The organism is Aeoliella straminimaris (assembly GCF_024054565.1).
In the GTDB taxonomy this organism is placed as follows: Bacteria; Planctomycetota; Planctomycetia; order Pirellulales; family Lacipirellulaceae; genus Aeoliella; species Aeoliella straminimaris.
Genome location: NZ_JAMXLR010000029.1, coordinates 11726 through 30258 on the forward strand (window position 1 = coordinate 11726; position 18533 = coordinate 30258).

At 57.3% G+C, this 18533-nt stretch carries 9 protein-coding genes; 2 read left to right on the top strand and 7 right to left on the bottom strand.

The window, feature by feature from the left end:
* Nucleotides 1–16 precede the first annotated feature (16 nt).
* The 7 genes from NG895_RS08965 to NG895_RS08995 form a co-directional block, all read right to left on the bottom strand.
* Nucleotides 17–2362 carry a family 43 glycosylhydrolase gene (locus NG895_RS08965; protein WP_252852143.1) on the bottom strand — a complete coding sequence of 782 codons (2346 nt, stop codon included), beginning with the start codon at nt 2360–2362 and terminating at the stop codon, nt 17–19.
* Nucleotides 2363–2527: 165 nt separating this feature from the next.
* Nucleotides 2528–4375 carry a CocE/NonD family hydrolase gene (locus tag NG895_RS08970; protein ID WP_252852144.1) on the bottom strand — a complete coding sequence of 616 codons (1848 nt, stop codon included), beginning with the start codon at nt 4373–4375 and terminating at the stop codon, nt 2528–2530.
* Nucleotides 4376–4462: 87 nt separating this feature from the next.
* Complete coding sequence (locus tag NG895_RS08975; RefSeq protein ID WP_252852145.1) at nt 4463–5869, bottom strand: glycoside hydrolase family 140 protein; 1407 nt, start codon at nt 5867–5869, stop codon at nt 4463–4465.
* Between the two features lie 29 nt (nt 5870–5898).
* Nucleotides 5899–7008, bottom strand: a complete 1110-nt coding sequence (locus NG895_RS08980; RefSeq protein ID WP_252852146.1) for a glycoside hydrolase family 53 protein — start codon at nt 7006–7008, stop codon at nt 5899–5901.
* A 12-nt stretch (nt 7009–7020) separates the two neighbouring features.
* Nucleotides 7021–8055, bottom strand: coding sequence for an alpha/beta fold hydrolase (locus NG895_RS08985; protein ID WP_252852147.1), 1035 nt, complete (start codon nt 8053–8055; stop codon nt 7021–7023).
* Between the two features lie 96 nt (nt 8056–8151).
* Nucleotides 8152–9102, bottom strand: coding sequence for an arabinan endo-1,5-alpha-L-arabinosidase (locus NG895_RS08990; RefSeq protein WP_252852148.1), 951 nt, complete (start codon nt 9100–9102; stop codon nt 8152–8154).
* Between the two features lie 153 nt (nt 9103–9255).
* Nucleotides 9256–12042 (bottom strand): alpha/beta fold hydrolase, encoded by a 2787-nt coding sequence (locus NG895_RS08995; protein ID WP_252852151.1) that lies wholly within the window; start codon nt 12040–12042, stop codon nt 9256–9258.
* Nucleotides 12043–12999: 957 nt separating this feature from the next.
* Here NG895_RS08995 and NG895_RS09000 point away from each other — a divergent pair.
* Nucleotides 13000–16353: an arabinofuranosidase catalytic domain-containing protein gene (locus NG895_RS09000; RefSeq protein WP_252852149.1), complete on the top strand. Its 3354-nt coding sequence runs from the start codon at nt 13000–13002 to the stop codon at nt 16351–16353.
* A gap of 122 nt (nt 16354–16475) precedes the next feature.
* Complete coding sequence (locus NG895_RS09005) at nt 16476–17684, top strand: vitamin K epoxide reductase family protein (RefSeq protein ID WP_252852152.1); 1209 nt, start codon at nt 16476–16478, stop codon at nt 17682–17684.
* The last annotated feature ends 849 nt before the right edge of the window (nt 17685–18533 follow it).

Below are 18533 nucleotides of genomic sequence, written 5' to 3' on the forward strand. Positions count from 1 at the left end.
CTGGGATGTTTGGCGATCAGTCGTTCAGCACCATGAATTGGAATAGCGAATACCCGCTGGGGGCAGGCGTCGCGGCGCCACGTCCGCGCCTGCCGAAACCCCGCCCGCGGGAGCGAACTGGGGCTGGCGCAGTCGCAACCATCTGTACGTAGCGAGCCGTTTTCTGATCGAAGCTCACATCCGTCACCGTTCCTGATGAACCCTGCGTCGTGCTGTAAACATCCGACCAGTTTTGGCCGTCCGTCGAAGTCTGGATTTTGAAATCCTTCGCTGCATTGACGTTCCATTTAAGGATCACGCGATCCATTTCCATCGGAGCACCAAGATCCACCCGGATCCACTGGTTGTCGTCGACGTCGCTTTGCCAATAGGACTGGTTGTAATCGCGCCATGATGTGGATTGCAGGACACTTTGCGCGGTATGGTCGCCGGATTCAGAGGACGCCGTCGCGGTTTTGCCCAAGGCTAGATTGCGCTCGGGATCAAACGGCCGCCAAGTCCCTTTGCGCAGATCGATATCCCAATCCTGATAGTAGTTGACAATCGGTTTGTCGCCATCGAATTCCATCGGAAGCCACACATAGTCGCCATTGCGCCCGGTGGGGAGGTCCTTGGTCCAGCGGTCACCGGCGAACATGTAAACGGTCCCTTTCGTTCCCTTGATGGGGAAAACAAAGTCGACCTGCGTGTCCCAGGAATTTTCCGAGCCGGGGGTCTCCAGTGGTTCGGCGGGCGACCACGGACCGACGATGTCCGTTGCCTTGTAGTACTTCGTGCCGGAGGATGCAATCCAATCCGTGAGCGAGGTCCCGTAGTAATAAATCCCATTGCGTTTGAAGATGTGCGGTGCTTCGCGGCTTCCGATGTCCCACAGGTGGATCCGCTTTTCGAGTTTCAGGTAGTCGGGGCTCAGTAAATAGATTCCATGCTGAGCGTTCGTGCCGACGGCCCACGAAACGTAGCACAGATAGGCCTTGCCGTCGTCGTCCTGAAAGACCGACATGTCGCCCATCAATGCTTCGTCCACCAGCGTCTGCTCCTGAAAGGTGAATGGCCCTTCCGGCGTGTCGGCCGTCGCGATGCTAAAATGCGCTCCGTTGCCGTCATATTTCATGAACATCACATATTGGCCGGTCCTGGGGTTGCGCAACACGTCGATACGGTTGGCGTCCACGTCGTGCCGTAACACAACACCGTGGTTCGTCCAGTTCACGAGATCGGGCGAGGTGTAGCAATATTGTTCGCGGAAGCCGCGCTGATTGCCACCATACCAGTAGTAGAGCTTGTCGAATCGGCACAGGCACCCGCTGCGTGTCAGGATGCGGTCGCCGTTCTGATCAGTCCAGTAGAAGTCGTTGTGGATCGTCTGAAAACCGGCTGGCGTCGCCATCTCCAGATTCCGGGCGTCGCTGTCGCCTTCGTGGTAGGCGGTCTCCTGGGGAACTGTAATCTCATCCGAATCGCCATCTTCCTGCAGGCTAACCTTGAAATTCTTTGCCTTCCTCGTCCAACCTGGAAACCCCTCCGGGGGTTCATCCGCGAGAAATATGGCCGCATTTTGATCCTGGCCCTTTAGCTGCCAGTCGAGCCATGCTAGAGCAATGCGAGAAAAAGAACCGCCGTGTTCCTCTGCGAACGTACCCATGTGGCCACCCTCGAGAAGATTGGCAAACGCCACGGGCACGTCAGCGATATTTTGATAGTCTTTTTCTGCATTGGATGTGGCTACGTCGGACGGGCCGCCGACAATGTAAACGATCGGGCCATGGAGATCGCTCAGCGACTCTTTGCTCGCGCCGGCCATCGACATTTCGCCCATGCCTGAGTTGAACATCATATAGGTCTTGATTCGGGAGTCGGCAGCAACCGCCAGTATTTGGGCTCCGCCGCACGACTGGCCTCCCGAGGCAATTTTGCTGAGGTCGACCCGCTCGTGATACGAGCTCGACTCATCGGAATTCTGAGCGGCGATCCAATCGATCGCATCGGTGAGCATCGTTGCTTCCGTGCGACCGCCACGACGTTCGCCCGATGTCATTTTCAGGGCACCGATTGCGATGACGACGTATCCATGTGACGCGATTTCCGAAAGGACCTTCTCGTGGGTAATCGAGGAATCGGAGCAACCGCCGTTGGCGAATACGATGATGGGCAGCTTGCCTTCTTGCCGGAACGCCGCGTCAAGATCCCGGGGGCGGTAGACCGTGTGAGTGGGAAGCGTCTTCTCGGCCGCAGCAATAGCTTTGTAGGGACCACTGCCACCACCATCGACGACCTTTTCCCTCGTTACCTGGGCCTGACTAATAACGCTGGTGGTCAAAAAAAGAAGAACGGCGACCAAGATTCTTACGGTCGATTTCATCAAGGTTCTCCTTGGAGACTAAATGGGATGGGCATCAAGTGGTTTTGTAACTGATGTGGACTGAATTGATGCAACTGTCTCTGTCATTATTTCGCACTGTTTCCAGTCCAAGGCATGGTCCCTGCCCGTTGCAGAGACCGGCTTTGAAATCCGGCACAATGCGGCCTAGCAGGCCCGATTGGCGGAGGGAGCTCCATCGACCGGACTTGTTTGGATTGGAACGATCGGCAAGATCACACGAGAGGGATGCGCCGGATCACGATAAACCGTCACCTCGGGCGCAGGTTCAATTCGACGTGTTCCACGACCGGCAAAACTGATCGCCAGCTGGATTTTATGACCTGCTTTTATGATCATCGAGATTGGCTGGATTGAGAATGACAGCTCCGTTGGTTCGCCGGGAACCAACGGGGTCACGTCCGATTCGATGAAACGATGATAAGGCAAGCCAAGGTTGTCGTAGGGCGGCTCAGCCAGTTTTCTCATCGAGGCGCGGAGCTGCCCCTGCACGTTGTACGAGGTGACGGTTCCATCGGGCGCGACATCCTGGATCGTCGCGACAAAATCACCGTCGTCGGCCGTGGAGGATACCCAAAGCTTGATTTCAGGATGACCGGTAATCTGGATGTCCTCGTCCAGCGGTGCCGTTTCATAGATCAGCGCTCCAGAGGGCTTTTCGGTGCCCGGCCTGAAGTCGTATGTCACCTCGGTTTCATCTTTTCCGGGCTGCTCGGGCTCCTTTGTGCTGAGCAACCCCTCGCCGAGATAGAACTCGACCCTTTTTTCCTCAGGCAGTGGCCAGGCATCAGCCGAGCGCCATTCGCTACCTTCCGGAGCGTTGTAGGTGAAAAAGTAGACCGGGTCCTCGTCCATGATTCCGTTGTCGATACCCTTGAGCCAATAGTCGAAAAAGCGGAGTTCTTCGATTACGATATCAAAGCCAGTCAGTTCTTTAGGTGTGAGACAATCACAATGCCCACCTGGGCTGATAATCAGCTTGGTTGGAAGGGTGAAATTATTGATCGCGAAGAATGGGCCAGGCTTGGTCGCGCCTTCGTCCCAGTTCACCGCCATGTACATGGCGATTCCAGAGGCGTTAATTTCATCCAAGTAGGTCGATGGACTGCTCTTGATCCACCATTGCCCGACCGCGTCATCCGTGAAGAACTTGGAGTAGCTGTCGCGGAATGGGATCTGGCCCCCGCTCTCGACGGTGCCCGCATGATCGGTTAACGCTGCTTTTAGCAAGCTGCCATCTGTATCGCTGTCCACTGGTGCCGCCATCGCATCCCTTCGTTCTTGCGGCAATGGTTGACCGGGTGGCGTTGCGCGGGGATCTCTTACATTGGAGATCCCACCGGGTACACGAAAGTCATAAACATCAAATTCGAAGCTCATCGGGAAGATCGCTTTCAGATGCGGAGGCGCGGTCGTGGCCGCCTGCATCTGGCTGCCACCTGTTGCCGAACACCCCCACATTCCGATGTTGCCGTTGCTCCATGACTGCTGTGCAAGCCATTCTGTTATGTCGTACGCATCGTAACGCGCCGCACTGAGCCATTCTCCGCGATTGTAGCCCTCGTTGTGACCGAAGGAAGCGAACAGTCCACGAAAATCAACTGTTGCGACAACGTATCCATATTTGATCAACCGGCTGGCCGTACCGGCATAGTGATCAACGGTCAGGTTTTCTTTGCTGTTGCCGTTGTACCGGCGGTTGTATGGCGTATGCATCCATAGAACCGGCAACGGAGTCTCGACAACCTCTCCAGTAGTTTTGTCTTTTGGACGGCAAATATCGATGGCCAGCTTAGTCCCATCTCTCATCGTCACATACTGGGAACTGATGGCAAAGTCATCGGCATAAATCGGCTGGCTGTAGCCAATGTATCTGCCTGGCGCGGAGATCCGATCCCCTGAGTCGTCACCCGCCGCAACGGTTGCGACCGTAGGCAGCAGGATTAGCAGGCTCAGAGTTAGCGTACACGTTTGAAGGACTTGTTTAATCCTCATAGCAAATTTCTTGGAAAGGACCTTTTGCTTGATGGCTGGTATTTTTTGCGACTTCCGTGAAAGCGGTTGGCCAGTGCGTTAACCGACTTACTCATTGGATGTGGCTTGTCCCGGCGGCGGAAACTGCATGGCCGCGTTATCTACGACAAGAACCCAGCCGGCGACGCTAGAGTCGGGCGGTGTAAATTCGCGTGAGGCGGTTTTGTCAAAGTCGTCGATTCGAGTCGCTTCGCCAGTGCGAGTGTCGTACCAGTAGGCGGTAAGCGTGGCTCCGGAGAGTCTTGCCAGGTCGATCTCTACCGTTTGGTCGCCGGGCAGGTAAACGAACGCGTAGGAGTCGTCATCAGCTCGACAGGCCTGCACACGCCTGGTGGCGCGGCGGCTATTTTCCGAGAGGATCAGGGATTGATCGGGAACGCGTTCTAGCATCGGGCGTGATTCGACAAGGCGTCGGAGGTATTGCATCTGAGAAGCGCCGGGCAAGTCGAGTGACTTCTCGAAAGTCAGCTTTGCAGCCCAACCGGGCAAGGGACGGCGCTGGGTTTCATCCCAGAATTCATACACCTCGCCACAACCATAGGTATGTCCGGCAGCTCCGGCGAACACGGCTAAGTAGGCCGAGCGACGGATGTCTTCGGCCTGAATCCGGCGGGCATTCGGATCGTCGCGGATGAGTCGATCAGTGATGTTCTCATAGGCCGGTTCGGAATCCAGCGTGGGTTTCACGGGACTCTTGGCAAAGTCGTCGGCGACGAGTTGATAATTGGTGGTCTCGATAAAATGTCCCGACTGGATGAAGTTGAAGTCCAGCCAGTCGGAGTCATGGAACCAGAACGACGAACTTTGCCGCCCTGTCGGATGGTAGGTTATGAGAATATCGTCGGTGCCAGCTCCTTCGATCAGGCCGGCGGCCATGGCATCGCTGAGCTCGCGTGTATCCCGCCCGGGCCAATCGCCGCCCAGTACCCAAAAGATGGGGCGATGGCCGTAGCGTTGACCTAGAAACTTGCAGTAGGCTCTCATCTTCTCCGGATCGAGTAGCGTGTCGCCGTGACGGTCAGTATTGCGGATGTAGCCTTTGATCCAGACCGGCAGAATCGCCATGTGGAGACCGTGACGCTCGGCCTTGTCGATGATCGCATCGACATTCTTGAAGTAGGCTTCGTTTATTTGCGAGGGGTCGTCGTCGATAAAAGGCAACTCACCGTCGGGGTTGCGCCGTCGCAGGCCGTTCCACAGGACGATGCACCCCTGCACAACGTTGAAACCTTTTTCTGCACGATCGGCAAAGTACTGATCGACTTGTTCTGGCGAAGCTTGATTGAAAATGCTCCAAGCGGTGTCGCCCAGCCAGAAAAACGGCGTGCCATCGGCCTGGACAAAATATCGTTGGCTATCGGCGATTCGGATCTGTTGCAGCGGCTGAGCGATCAACGGCGGCGCAAACGCCAAGAGCAAGAATGCGACAGCCGTTTGACTCGAATGCTTATTCATGGCAATGACTCCTGCGACCGATGCGATTGCTATTGTAGTCGGGTTTGCCCGTCAGCACGGCGGATTGGCAGCGCGTATTTCTCAAGGGCATGAATGATCGGCAATACGTGACCGTCGGCGTCGAAGTAGCCTCGGCCTCGCATCATCGGCTCCCACCAGAAGACGCCGCGGCCTAGCCCGTTGGGCGTGTTCACCACAATTTCGTTGACCGCTTCGAGCCATTGGCGTTGCCCCGAAGGGGTTTCAGGAAAAGGCGGTCGGACATCTTCGAAATAGCGGCTCGGACGGAAGTGGTAGCCGGTCTCAACCACGATAATGGGCTTGTTATACCGCAGAGCCGCGGCATGCAGATTGGCCCGCAAGTCCATCAGCGTGCCGTGCGACCAGGGATAGAATGACAAGCCGATGACGTCGTACTCGACGCCGTGTCGCTTCATTCGATCGTAGAAACCGCGCGTCAGGGACACATCGCCACCATGATCGACGTGAATCATGATCTCAATGGGCTGGTCGCCGGCGGCTTCGCGAATGCCTTTGACACCGGCCTTGAGATAATCGGCTACATTGGACCAGTTGGAAGGCTTGTCCTGTTCTGGGCAGAGTCTACCGTCCGGCCAGAGAAAGCCGTTGCCGATTTCATTGCCGACCTGCACCATGTCTGGCATGGCATCGGCGTTTCGCAGAGCAGTCAAAGTATCGCGGCAGAATTCGTAGACGGCCTGCACTCGCTGCTCGTGCTCCATGTCTTCCCACAGGCTGGGGGTTGGCTGCGTTGTAGGATTGGCCCAGCCATTGGAAAACATCAAATCGAGATGGAACTTCATGCCATGCTGTTTGAGCGCCTGCCCTGAAGCAATGACGTATTCCAGGGTCTGCGGAAGCCGTCGCACTGGGGCATTACACAGATGAACTCGCCCCCAGTTGTATCCATGATCGCGGAAAATACTCAAAGGAGGTTTGACTTCGTCGGCATCCCGATATTCGCCTCCCCGATCAACGCTGCTCTTCACGAACGAAACGTCGACGCCAAAGGCGTATTCGTTGCCATAGGGAAGGCCTTCACCACAAGTTGGGCTCGCAATTAGGCACAGCAACACTGCGACTTGTGCGGCGCAAACGCGAAGAGGTGTAATATGCATACGCCATTTCCCTTATTGCTTATTCTGTAGCGTCGACAGGAATTCCGTCAGCACTTCCACGGTACGGTCCAACTGGTCGTGGTGCAGGTTATGTCCGGCGTTGTCGATGTGAACGAGCTTGACTTTTGGCATCTCGGCTACAGTCTCCTGGTGGGCTTCGCGAGCCTCGGGCGACGCGTCGGCTTTCAGAATCAGAACCGGCACGGGGATCTTTGCCAGCGAATCGCCGGTTCTCATCGATCCCGACATCACCGCAAACATCTCCGGAGTGTAGGCGCCGTGATACTGCTTCTTCGATAACGCCCAAGCTTGATGGTCCACGATATCCCACTTGGGGTGCCGACGCTGGCTGGTCGCCACCAGGTCTTCGAAGCTGTAATTGTTCTGCGCCACCAGGGACTCAGGCGAACCGAACATATTGACAGAAAGATTGTCTGGGCCCGAGGATTCACTGGGCTGCGTTTGGGACGGTCGGTTGCGCTCTGCATTTGGTGCTCGGCCACCTCGTGGAGGGCTTTCGCCACGCTCTGCTGAACCACGGCGGCCTCGACCTCTTCCCGCACCGGGGCCGCCGATGCCGGCGTCGAGCACAATGACCGCACTGGCCAGCTCAGGATATTCACCGCCGACACGGATTACCGTGGCCCCACCCATGGAATGCCCCATCAGGATTGGCTTTCCAATTCCCATCACTTCAGTGAACTCCACCACGTCTTTGATGAGTGTGTCCCCATCGTCAGTTGCGGAGATCGGATCCGACAAGCCGTGAGAGCGGGTATCCAGCATGTAGATGTCGTAGTCGTCCTGCAGCTCCAGGGCAAGATTCGTCCAGCAGAGGCCGTTGTCTGTCACCCCATGCACCATGACGATTACTGGCTTCTCAGGTGCGGGGACGGCGCGGTAGTAGTGCAGACGCGCACCGTTGGCGTATGCGTAGCCGTCGGACCAGCCCTCCGGAACTCCCGGAGCTGATGCAATGGATGCCTCAAGCGGTAGTAAGAGCAGACCCAGCGTCAGTAGGATGAGACTTATTGTTTGCAGCTTCATTCATGCGCTCCCTGTTTTGTCGGTTCTCAAAGTCCAAGCCATTGAAGCCCCTGAGAACAATTGATGAAAACTTCTTTGAGCCCCCGAGTAAGTGATCTAGTCCCCAGGGTCCGGAGTTGGTGAGGGCAATTCGACGCTTGGCCACCCATCCTCATCCCATGTGAGAGGCCGGATGGCGTACTGGGATACCCCGTTCATGGCACCATTGTAAAAGTGCATCCCGAGATAGTGCTTGTCTGCCTCCTGCCAAATCCCCGGGTGGCCGGGGCCGACAAAGTTGCCTTCGGTTTCAAGTAAGAGGGTGCCGCCGCCCAGGGTCATGTCTTTGTCCTCCTGGTCGAGATAGGGACCGGTAATCTTCTTGCTGCGACCCACCCGAATGTTGTAGGTGCTGCGAGTTCCCCGGCAGCAAATGCCCCAGTTCAAGAACAGGTAGTAGTAGCCGTCGTGATGGTAGATGTGTGGGGCCTCGATCGAGTCGTAATCGGCCAAAGTCGTGACGGGCGAGTCCGGTGCGATGCGTGTCCCTGTATCGGGGTCGAGTTCGACCAGCTGAATCCCATTCCAGAATGACCCAAACGACATCCATAGCTTGCCTTCTTGGTCCACGACTACGCCGGGATCGATGGCGTTGTAGTTGCAAGAGGGATCGGACTTGATGACCAATCGAGGCTCGGTCCAGGAGTACTCTGGGTCGTCAGGGTCGAGAGTTTTGTTGGTGGTGACACCGATGGCAGAAGTGTTGGCCCCAAAGGTAGAAACGGAAAAGAACAGCAAGTACTTATCCTTGTGGAAAAGTACATCGGGCGCCCAGTACCCTGTGCCACGATTCTTGGGTACGGCTTCGGTCTGCCAGGCCGGAGGTTTGGTAAGCACGGCTGGACCACGATTCCAGGTCTTAAGGTCCTGGGATGTGTAACTGGGCACACCGCGACCGGTGCAGAATATCCAATAGGTATCTTTGCATTTGACGATCGTAGATGGATCATGGACCCAGATGCCGCGAGATCCCAGTTGCTCTAATTCGACCTTTTCCGCTTGAGTCATTTCTCGAGGTTGAAAGCGACGGCGGGGCTGCGCCTGTCCTTCTGGGGTCGCGATCATCAATAGTAGCAATGCCAAGCACAAAGCCGCCTCTGCAGGTCTGATCATTCTTTCCGCCTCATGGATTGAATCCGAAAAACCTAGCAACTCGAATTGTCATTTGAAGTTTTTCGTTTCAACTTTCCATTCAGGATCGTTGTTAAGCTTGCTGTCCTCGCCGAGAAACCACGCGGAAGCATCTTCCTTGCCCTTGAGTTGCCAATCGAGCCAGGCCAGTGCGACGCTGGTGAACTTTCCACCGTGGGGGCGTGCGAAGGTGCCGCCGTGGCCGACATTGAGGTTGGTCATGACGATTGGCACATGGCTAACGCGTGAAAAGTCGTCCATGGCATTGTTGTAGGCAATATCCGAGGGGCCACCCATGATGTAGAGCACTGGAGCATGAAACTTCTTAAGCACCTCTTTGGATAGCGCCGGCATCGCGGCCATTGGTGAAGGCTCTGGGAGTACTCCACTGTTGCAGATAATCGAGGTAGAGATTCTTGGATCGGCCGAGATCTCGATGGCCTGGAGACCGCCACACGACATCCCCATGGCCGCGACTTTTGAGACGTCCACCTTGCCGAAATAGACGCTTTCGGTCGCCTCGTTCTGGGCCACAATCCAGTCGAGGGCGGTAAGAAGCTGGCTCGATCGGGTCATCTGACGAGAACTCTCATCACGGTTCTCGATCTGGTCGAGCAGCCCGATAGCAAGAACCACGTACCCATGTGAAGTGATTTCATTGAGGAAGTTCTTGTGCTCCTGGGTTGTATTGGCGCAGGCGCCGTTCCCCCACAACAGGATGGGCAGTTTCTGGTCAGCACCGAAGGCCGACAGATCACGGGGGCGGTAGATGGTCATTCCGGGCAGGGTCCGATCCTCGGTGACTACCGCCGGGTATGGTCCTGTCCCGCCGTCTTCGACGATAACCCAAGGCGACTTGGACTGGACCGCTGAGCTGGTAGGCGTGTGCTCTGTTGATGTCGGCGGCTTCAGATGCTTGGCGAAGAACTCTTCGAGCGCCGGATCGGTTACGTCCAAGCTTTCGGCGTACGCCACGCCGTGTCCGTCGCCGTCGATCTTCAGGTACTTGATGTCGGCACCTGCGGCCTTCATCTTCTCGACGAAGTCTTCGGTCAGTTCAGGCCGGACGATTCTGTCTTGCCCGCCCTGGATCAAAAACAGCGGCGGGTGCTCTCCAGAGATATACCCGATGGGCCACCACTCGGTTTTGGCCATCGGCACGTCGCGCCCCAGTTCAGTTGGCGGCGAACCGGCTGCCGCCACATTGACGCGGCTGGAGTATTCGTCCCACCCGCCATCGCCTTCCAGCCCAGCCGACTTGGGCACCATGGCAAGCATCAGTGCCAGGTGCGCGCCCGCAGAATGGCCGTAAGCGCCAACTCGATCGGGATCGACTTTGTACTCTTCGGCGTGGGCACGGAGCCAGCGCACCGCGCACTTCACATCCTCGATACAGGCCGGAAACGGCGCTTCGCCTGTCAGTCGATACTCCACATTGATCGTGACGTAACCCTTCTTGGCGTAGTCGGTCATCATCTTCTGATAAACGTCCACTTCCTTCTCGCCCGCCCTCCAGCCACCGCCGTGCACGATCACCAGCGCGGGCCGCAGTTTGTCGGTCTCTGCCGTGGGCATGGCGAGGTCGAGCCGCCACGCTTTGCTGTCGCCCTCGCGGTAGGCGATGTCCCTGATCACGTCGATCGTATCATGCTCTGGTGTCTCGCGGCTTACGGTACCCGCAGGCGAAGAGGCGCTGCCGCGAGCAGCTGCCGGATCCCGAAAGAGCGCTGCCGCGAACTCATTGAGATAGCCCCGCCAGTTTCTCCACCAGTGGGCGCCCTCAGTCTCTTTCCACGTCACATCGAAGTCATGGTTGCGTAATACTTCTACGGTGTTGCGGGACGTTTCAATCAGAAAATCGTCGCGTCCCGTAGCGAACCACAGCAATTCTAGACCATCCTTCAAAGAGGGATCATTTAGCGCCGTCGCATACCGCTCTTCCCATGAAGGTCCCCGGCGCCCTCCTCGACGGTCGTTGGCACCGCCCAGGCCGAAGACACCCGAACTAAACACGCCGATGTAGCCAAAGTCCGACAGGTTGGAAAATGCAATGTTTAAGGTTTGTCCTCCGCCCATGGAAAGACCGGCAATGGCACGGTGTGACCGGTCGGTATGGACGCGATAGTTCTTCTCAATCGTGGGGCGGATATCCTGGGCAAACTCGTCCTCGAAAGAGCCCCCGTTGGAGTTGGGCACCCCTGCACGGGTAACATGTCCATCGGGCATTACGACGACCATGGGAACCGCCTCACCCGAAGCAATCATATTGTCCAGAATGGTGTTGGCCCGACCGATGGTGGACCAGGAGTCATCACTGTCGGTTGAGCCATGCAGCAAGTAGAAGACCGGATACTTTTCTTGGTTATTTTCATACCCCGGCGGCGTATAAACGTGCATGCGGCGGAATTTACCAAGAACTTTGGAGTAATAGGTAACTTCAGCCAAGGCTCCATGCGGCACATCCCGTACGTCTTGAATGTCCAACCCCGGCATATGGACTAGGCTGAAGACAGTCCCGTTGGCCTCACTGGTCCCACGAGCGCGTGGATCGCCGACGCTTACGCCATCGACGTTGAAACGGTAGCGCATGGTAATGGGCGGGTCCACTGGGCCATACGTAAGACTCCAAACGCCTTGGTCGTTCTTGTCCATTTCACCGGTCGGCGGCATACCGCCAAGATCGGGACTTTCCAGTCTGACCGCCTCGGCCTGCGGAGCGTGTAGCCGAAACACTACTTTTCCCTCCGTCAAAATCTCCGGCGAAACGATCTCTGGTCCGCGACCTCCGCTCGGTTGTGCCTGCCCCATCTGGCCCATCGCCAATAGTACACCGATGGCCAATATCGCCCTGCTGGATGCCACGTTCATGACGAGCTCCTAAATTGTGCATACTGTTTATTTCTAAAAGTGTTCTGCGCTGAATGCCATCGCCACATGCCCTCGGTGATGTGTTGGAGGTAGGCGAACGCCTGTTTGTTCTCACCTGCATTAGCGATAGCCAGCAACCTAGCCTAAACGTACTTGGCAATCACTAAATGGCATTTTCCACCCTTCCGAGTGATGAGCATCCAGGGCGGGCGATGCCCTCTCGGTATAATTGGGCCGATGGCCCCGCCCTCAATATGCAGCAATACCCGCAGCCAGATAGAACCGTGATCGGCCAACGGGTCGACTGCGTGTGCCAGTGCGTCAATACATAAACGCAGCGCGCAGCGATCTATCCATTTGCCGAATCACTCTCGCGTGACGAGCAATCTAGTACGTGTACGTATTATTTGCAAGTTTGAGGGTAGCAATCTCCTGGTCCGGATGCAATCATTTGTTCCAGGAGATCACGAAAAGCGTTTCGGTCTCGGTCCTGCAAGATGTGGCGTCGATCGGTCACGTGTGTGTGGATAAATTCCGTGGCCCAGTAGGGTAAGAACCCCGAACGCGAAGAAAGGTATCGAAGGTTGGACCAAGATTGCCAATGCGGGCGGAAGCACGGGCCAATTGTCCCCCAAACGCACGGTTGTGGGTGCCGGTATCAGGTAAGTTTTGCGAAGGAGCTTGCTTGTTTCTGTCTGCCAATCTGGCTAACGTAATTCTCTTTGAGATTTTTCGACTATGATTCTCTAAATAGAGCCGTCGAGCGGCGGTTTCGAATGGTGGCTTGCTGCATTTCTTGTCACCTGAAAACTTCGTTCTTGTCTAACGTCCTTTCGGAGGTCGATTCGCTACAGAGCGTATTAGGCACTCCTCTTTTCTTCTGCACTAACCTGAAAGTAGTCCGAAATGATAGGTAGACTTCGCCTTGCGATGATTCTTATGGTTTCGTTCACGCTGCCACTAGCGGCCTTAATCCTCGCGCAGCAAGCAACGAAAGATCCCAAAAGTGCGGCGCCAGCGCGTCCGCAAGGGCCGTGCGATGTCTATGCGGATGACGACTGTCCCTGTGCGGCGGCACACAGTACCACCCGCGCGCTCTACGCCTCATACAATGGACCGCTCTACCAGGTCATGCGGCAATCGGACGGAGAGACGCTCGACATTGGCGTGGTACAGCCAAACGCGTCGCCTGTTCCCGATCCGGGCGGCTACGCCGACGCAGCTGCACAAGACAAGTTCTGCGCGGACACGGTCTGCTGGATTACCAAGCTGTACGATCAGTCGGGCAACGAGAATCACTTGACACAGGCCCCACGTGGATTCTTCAGCGGCCCCGCGATGGGCGGGTTCAATAATCTCCCAATTGCGGACATGGCCCCGGTCACAATTATGGGCCACAAGGTTTATGGCATCTTCATCGAGCCAGGCATGGGACTGCGGTGGAACGATGCAAAGGGCACTGCAGTCGACGACCAAGCCGAGGGGCAATATTGGGTGATCAATGGTCACCACTACAATTCAGGGTGTTGCTTCGATTACGGTAACGGCGAGACTGACAGTCGCGACGACGGCGACGGTACCATGGAAACCACTTACTACGGCAATGCCGGCGCTTGGTACCGAGGTCAACCACCCGGGCCGTGGATCATGACCGACCAGGAGAATAATCTTGTGGGCTGTGTCAATCCGGACCCTCGAGACAAGTTCTGCGCGGACCTGCCTTCGATTACATGGAGGTTCGTCACGGCAACTGCGGATGGCGAGCCACACCACTGGAGGACCATGGGTGGCGACGCTCAGCAGGGAGACCTCCAGGTCATGTTCGACGGTCCTCGAATCAAGAACGACCGCAACAGTTACGACCCCATGCGGAAGCAGGGCGCCGTGCTGCTTGGCAACGGTGGCGACAACAGCAACGCCTCGCAGGGCACATTCTACGAAGCAGCGATGACGGCCCCGGGCACTTTCCCGTCGAATGAAGCAAACCAACGCATCCAGGCTAACATTGTGGCGGCCAAGTATGACGTTGCGCCGGTTACCATCGCCCCCGCCTCCGCAAACGATACACCGCCCGGCCTGCAGACTTTCTCGCCCGGTTCATCACAGGAAACCACCGTTGCTTTCACCAATACGACTGGATCCGCCGCGGATAACGTGGAGCTCGCTGTCACCACGCCGGAGGGGTGGACTGCCACGCTGAAGGGCACGTCCGACGCCTCAAAGAAGTTCTCTGATTCGGTAGCGCCGGGCGAGGTGGTCAGGGCCACGTTCACGGTGACCTCCGGCAAGTCGGGTTTCAATGGTGACCTGATCGGTGTTGCGACCTGGAAGCAGGCCAGCAATGGCCAGGACCGCAGGGAGATTGCGGCGGAGAAGGTCCGCAACGTTAGCCCGATCAAGATCAACGAGTTCGCCATCGGCACGGGCTCCCCCGAGAATTCGACGAACTCGTTCATTGAACTCTTCAACTCAGGCAGTTCTCCGGTCGACATATCTGGATGGACCCTTACTGAGCACGCGACCCAGCAGCCTATTTTCTCGACGATCGACATTCCCGCAGGTACGACGCTGTCAGCCGGCGAGTTCTACCTGTTTGGTCTGTCGCATTCCGGACTCGCGACATCTGCCCGCGCCGGGGATGAAACCCTCTATCTCCGAAGCACCACCGGCATGTCAGTGGGCGACACCATCGAGATCGGAGAGGGCTCGTCGAAGGAGCTGCGGAAAATCGCGAGCGTCGGGTCAGCGGCCGGCGCCGAACCGTCCCGTCGCAGGTTCTTCGGCGGCTCCGGCGAGCGCGGCCCCACGACTCTCTGGCAGCCGCTGCCGGATGGCCCCGTAGTGACAGTTCCCGTTGGTTCAAACAATGTTCCGGTCACGAGCGTGGAGGGTTTTGAGGTTGGCCAGAAAATGGGGATCGGATACGGTGCTGAATACCCCGCCGTTGCACACGCAATTGAGAGGTACGAGGTTGTGACCATCACCGAGGTTGGCAAGCCTGGCACACAGGCTTGGCTGGCCGGCGACGCGAAAGCCGGGGACACCAACATCAAGGTCTCTTCTGTTGAGAACATCACCGCTGGCGACAAAATCCGGCTAGACATCGATAGTGTCGGTCATGGGATTGAGACCGTCAAAGTGAAGAGCGTCGGCACGGCCGCAAGTCGCCGGCCTTTCGACGGCCCCATGCCTGAGGAGTTCCAGGGCACGGGGCTCGAACTCGAAACCCCGCTCAAGTTCGAGCACTCCGCCAACATGCCGTTCAGTGTGCGGGGCACCGGCATCAGCTTCGAACCGGCCACGCAGTTCGAACACTCCAGCAATGAGCCGGTGCTGCCCCTCGGAACTGGTGTCACACTAGACCGGCCACTGGAGCAAGATCACGAAATCAACGCTGTCGTGCGAGACCGGAACGTCACCGATGCAGGCTACCAAGGTTCTTCCGAGCCCGACCAGCGGTTCGGTGGTCCCGCCCTATCAAGCCAAGGCGGAACGATGGTACTTCGCAATGACAACGGCCTGGTGGTTGATAGCCTGAACTACGGCGGCCTCATCGATCCCTGGGCCGCCGAAGGCTACCAAGCGGCTTCTGGCGCGGGGGCCAATGGCTGTAGCGTCCGCACGCCGGACGCAGGCGGGCGGGGCTTCGGACGTTTTGCACCGGGTGGGGATTCGGCGAACATAAGCGCGGGACGATACCCCGATGGCGCCGACACCGATAGCAACTGTGAGGACTTTTTACTACAGACCTCGACCTCGCTGGTTCTCGCAGCCTCTGCGGATGACGAGAGCATTAAAGTCAGCAGCGTCGCGAATCTTGCAGAGGGACAGGAACTCATCGTCGGGATGGGCGAGAATCAGGAAGCCGTCCGCATCGCGTCGGTCGGTACGGCGGGCGGCACGAAGCTTGCCGCGGACGCGGAGGTCGGCTCGACGACGCTTTCGATCGCCAACGCGGCAGGGTTCGAAACCGGCCAAGCGATTACCATCGGCAGCGAAGAAAGTCGTGAAAAAGTCATCATTGCTTCGATTGATCGCGGGCGATTCCGCGGCTTTGGTCGGCCTGGAGGTGGCCCGCGCCCCATCACGGTGAATATCGCGGCCCCACTTCAGAACGCATATAGTGAAGGCGACGAAGTCTCCGGAAGCGGCATCCGCCTTTCCACCTCGCTTAACAAGGCACACGCCGCAGGCGCCCCGGTCGCTACTAGTATGCCCACCCCGGGAAAGCCTAACGTCTATTTCAGGAACGTCGACTGAGCGCAACCGCGTCGCCAATCCGAAAGTGCATGGTCCGGCATCGTACACCGGTGCACGTGGGGCATCGGCTTGCCGCTCGCGCCACATAACCATTGTCTGGACCTGATGGCAACGAGGACATTGTGATCGCCGCCGAACAAGACAAGCGTTGCTCTGATTCATCGTGGCCACTGTGGCGATCGGCAATAAGTTCATTTTGTGCCGTCGCGCTAATATTGTCTGTCTATTTGAGCTGGCGGCATCTAACGGGCGTCGAGGCCATTGGGTGCGGTGCCGGTAGCACATGCGAACAGGTGCTTAGTAGCCGGTGGTCAACCGTGGGAGGACTCGTACCGGTTAGCGGCCTCGCTATGGGATTGTACTCCGTAATGCTGGTGGCGAGTTTTTATGCTGGGCCCGCCACGCCTGAGCAAGAACGGAGACTGGCTTGGTCCGTGATGCTTACACTGGTCGGCGCCATTGCAGGAAGCGCACTGTGGTTTGTCACGCTACAAGCTTGGGTCATTGGGACCTACTGTCCGTTTTGCATGGCTACGCACGTGGTTGGCCTGCTTGTCGCGGTGCTGGTGATTGGACAGGCCCGCAGGCAGCTGCAGGGAGCCCCTGCAGGCACCAATCTGCCACCCCGCTGGCTTGGGAAGCCAGTAGTGTTCCCACTGTTGGGGCTGGCCTTAGCCGGAGGGCTGGCTGCTACTCAAGCCTTCCAGACGCTGCCTGGCGTCGTCGTTGCAGGTGAAACGGCGGACGGCGACGCTAACACGGAAGAGCTACTTCCGCCATTGATCGGAAGACCCGACGCTCCTGTCATCGTGACGCTACTGTTCGACTACCAGTGCCGCCACTGCCAGCAAATGCACTTCATTCTCAATGAGGCGGTGCAGAGGCTTGAAGGCGAGCTGGCAATAGCGCTGCGGCCTGCGCCGCTCAGCACGCAATGTAACTCGTTCGTCCCTCGCGACGTTGAGCAATTCGAAGGCTCTTGCGAGCTGGCAAAGATAAGTCTGGCTGTGTGGCTTGCCGATGAGCAAGCCCATGCTGAATTCCACCAGTGGATGTTCACTTTCGACACGGGCGCCCGTTGGCAGCCTCGCAGCCTTTCGACGGCTCATGAAAAAGCAATCGCGTTGGTGGGTGAGGCGGCAATGGAATCTGCGCTAGGCGATCCTTGGATCCAACGTTGCCTTGATTCGTCGGTGCAAAGGTACGGCGCCGCTGGCGGCGGACCAATCCCAAAACTTGTCTACGGCTCGCGCTGGGTAACGGCTAGCCCGACCGACGCGGATGCGTTACTCGCCGTACTCCGAGAGCAACTTTCAGCGCCACTCCCCTAACTCGAGGGCGGCGCGATCTTCCCGACGGCTTGTTAGTCAAGCAACTTTTTTTCGCAACATGGCTGCAGTCGTCGCCTTGAGGCAAGTGTCTGAGAGAGTCGTCCTTGGTGTTCATCTATGAGTAGATAAAAGGGATGTTGGAGACGAGGTGGTCTGGTACGAATGCCCTGAGCCCTTCCGTAAGTTATTCTTCAAAATGGGGAGTGTAGGCGGAAGTTGTCCCGTGACAAGTTTTCCTATCTGCAGCGGCGCTAGCAGCTCGCGGGAAGCGATAGGGGGGAATCGTGGCGGCTAGAGTCTGAGCAGTGCGCAGAATGTTCTTTTCCGTAGTGCATCACTCACTACACCGTTGGCAGCCAAGATTTACTGATAGACGCTGAAGAACGCTGATAGCTGTATAAACATTAACTCCGGCCAACGGTGTAGTCAAACGGCGCAACCGCTTACGTTCAAGTAGGTTAGGCCAAACCGAACGTGCAGGCTCATCGCCTCGAGGTCGTCGGTTCGAATCCGGCCCCCGCCACTTTTAAGTTGTTTGCCGGCATAGGTTTGCGTCTCCTGGCAATTGCGTCTCACAGGGCCGATGCGTCGCCCTTTAAGCCTCCGCTAAGTGCCTTCTCTCGGACGCCGTCGGGCACCACTTCGAACCGATGAACTCCGAGGCGACGTGCCTCGCGTACGTCGGTTGGCCGTTGTGTGCAGAAGGCTCCTTGCTTACACGCACTGGATGGCGACATCTGAGGTCGACGTCTCGTTATGGTCGTGGTAGGCCGGTCTTCGATGTAGCAATTTGGAAAGGCTGGAGCGTGATGCATTTCCGGGGCCGTTGTCGACGGACAAGAGGGCGGG

Bases quoted from the DNA above. Each gene is read 5' to 3' on its own strand.
- NG895_RS08980 (WP_252852146.1), bottom strand. From the start codon at position 7,008: ATGCATATTACACCTCTTCGCGTTTGCGCCGCACAAGTCGCAGTGTTG.
- NG895_RS08995 (WP_252852151.1), bottom strand. From the start codon at position 12,042: ATGGGCCAGATGGGGCAGGCACAACCGAGCGGAGGTCGCGGACCAGAG.
- NG895_RS08985 (WP_252852147.1), bottom strand. From the start codon at position 8,055: ATGAAGCTGCAAACAATAAGTCTCATCCTACTGACGCTGGGTCTGCTC.
- NG895_RS08975 (WP_252852145.1), bottom strand. From the start codon at position 5,869: ATGAATAAGCATTCGAGTCAAACGGCTGTCGCATTCTTGCTCTTGGCG.
- NG895_RS08970 (WP_252852144.1), bottom strand. From the start codon at position 4,375: ATGAGGATTAAACAAGTCCTTCAAACGTGTACGCTAACTCTGAGCCTG.
- NG895_RS08990 (WP_252852148.1), bottom strand. From the start codon at position 9,102: ATGACTCAAGCGGAAAAGGTCGAATTAGAGCAACTGGGATCTCGCGGC.
- NG895_RS08965 (WP_252852143.1), bottom strand. From the start codon at position 2,362: ATGAAATCGACCGTAAGAATCTTGGTCGCCGTTCTTCTTTTTTTGACC.
- NG895_RS09000 (WP_252852149.1), top strand. From the start codon at position 13,000: ATGATAGGTAGACTTCGCCTTGCGATGATTCTTATGGTTTCGTTCACG.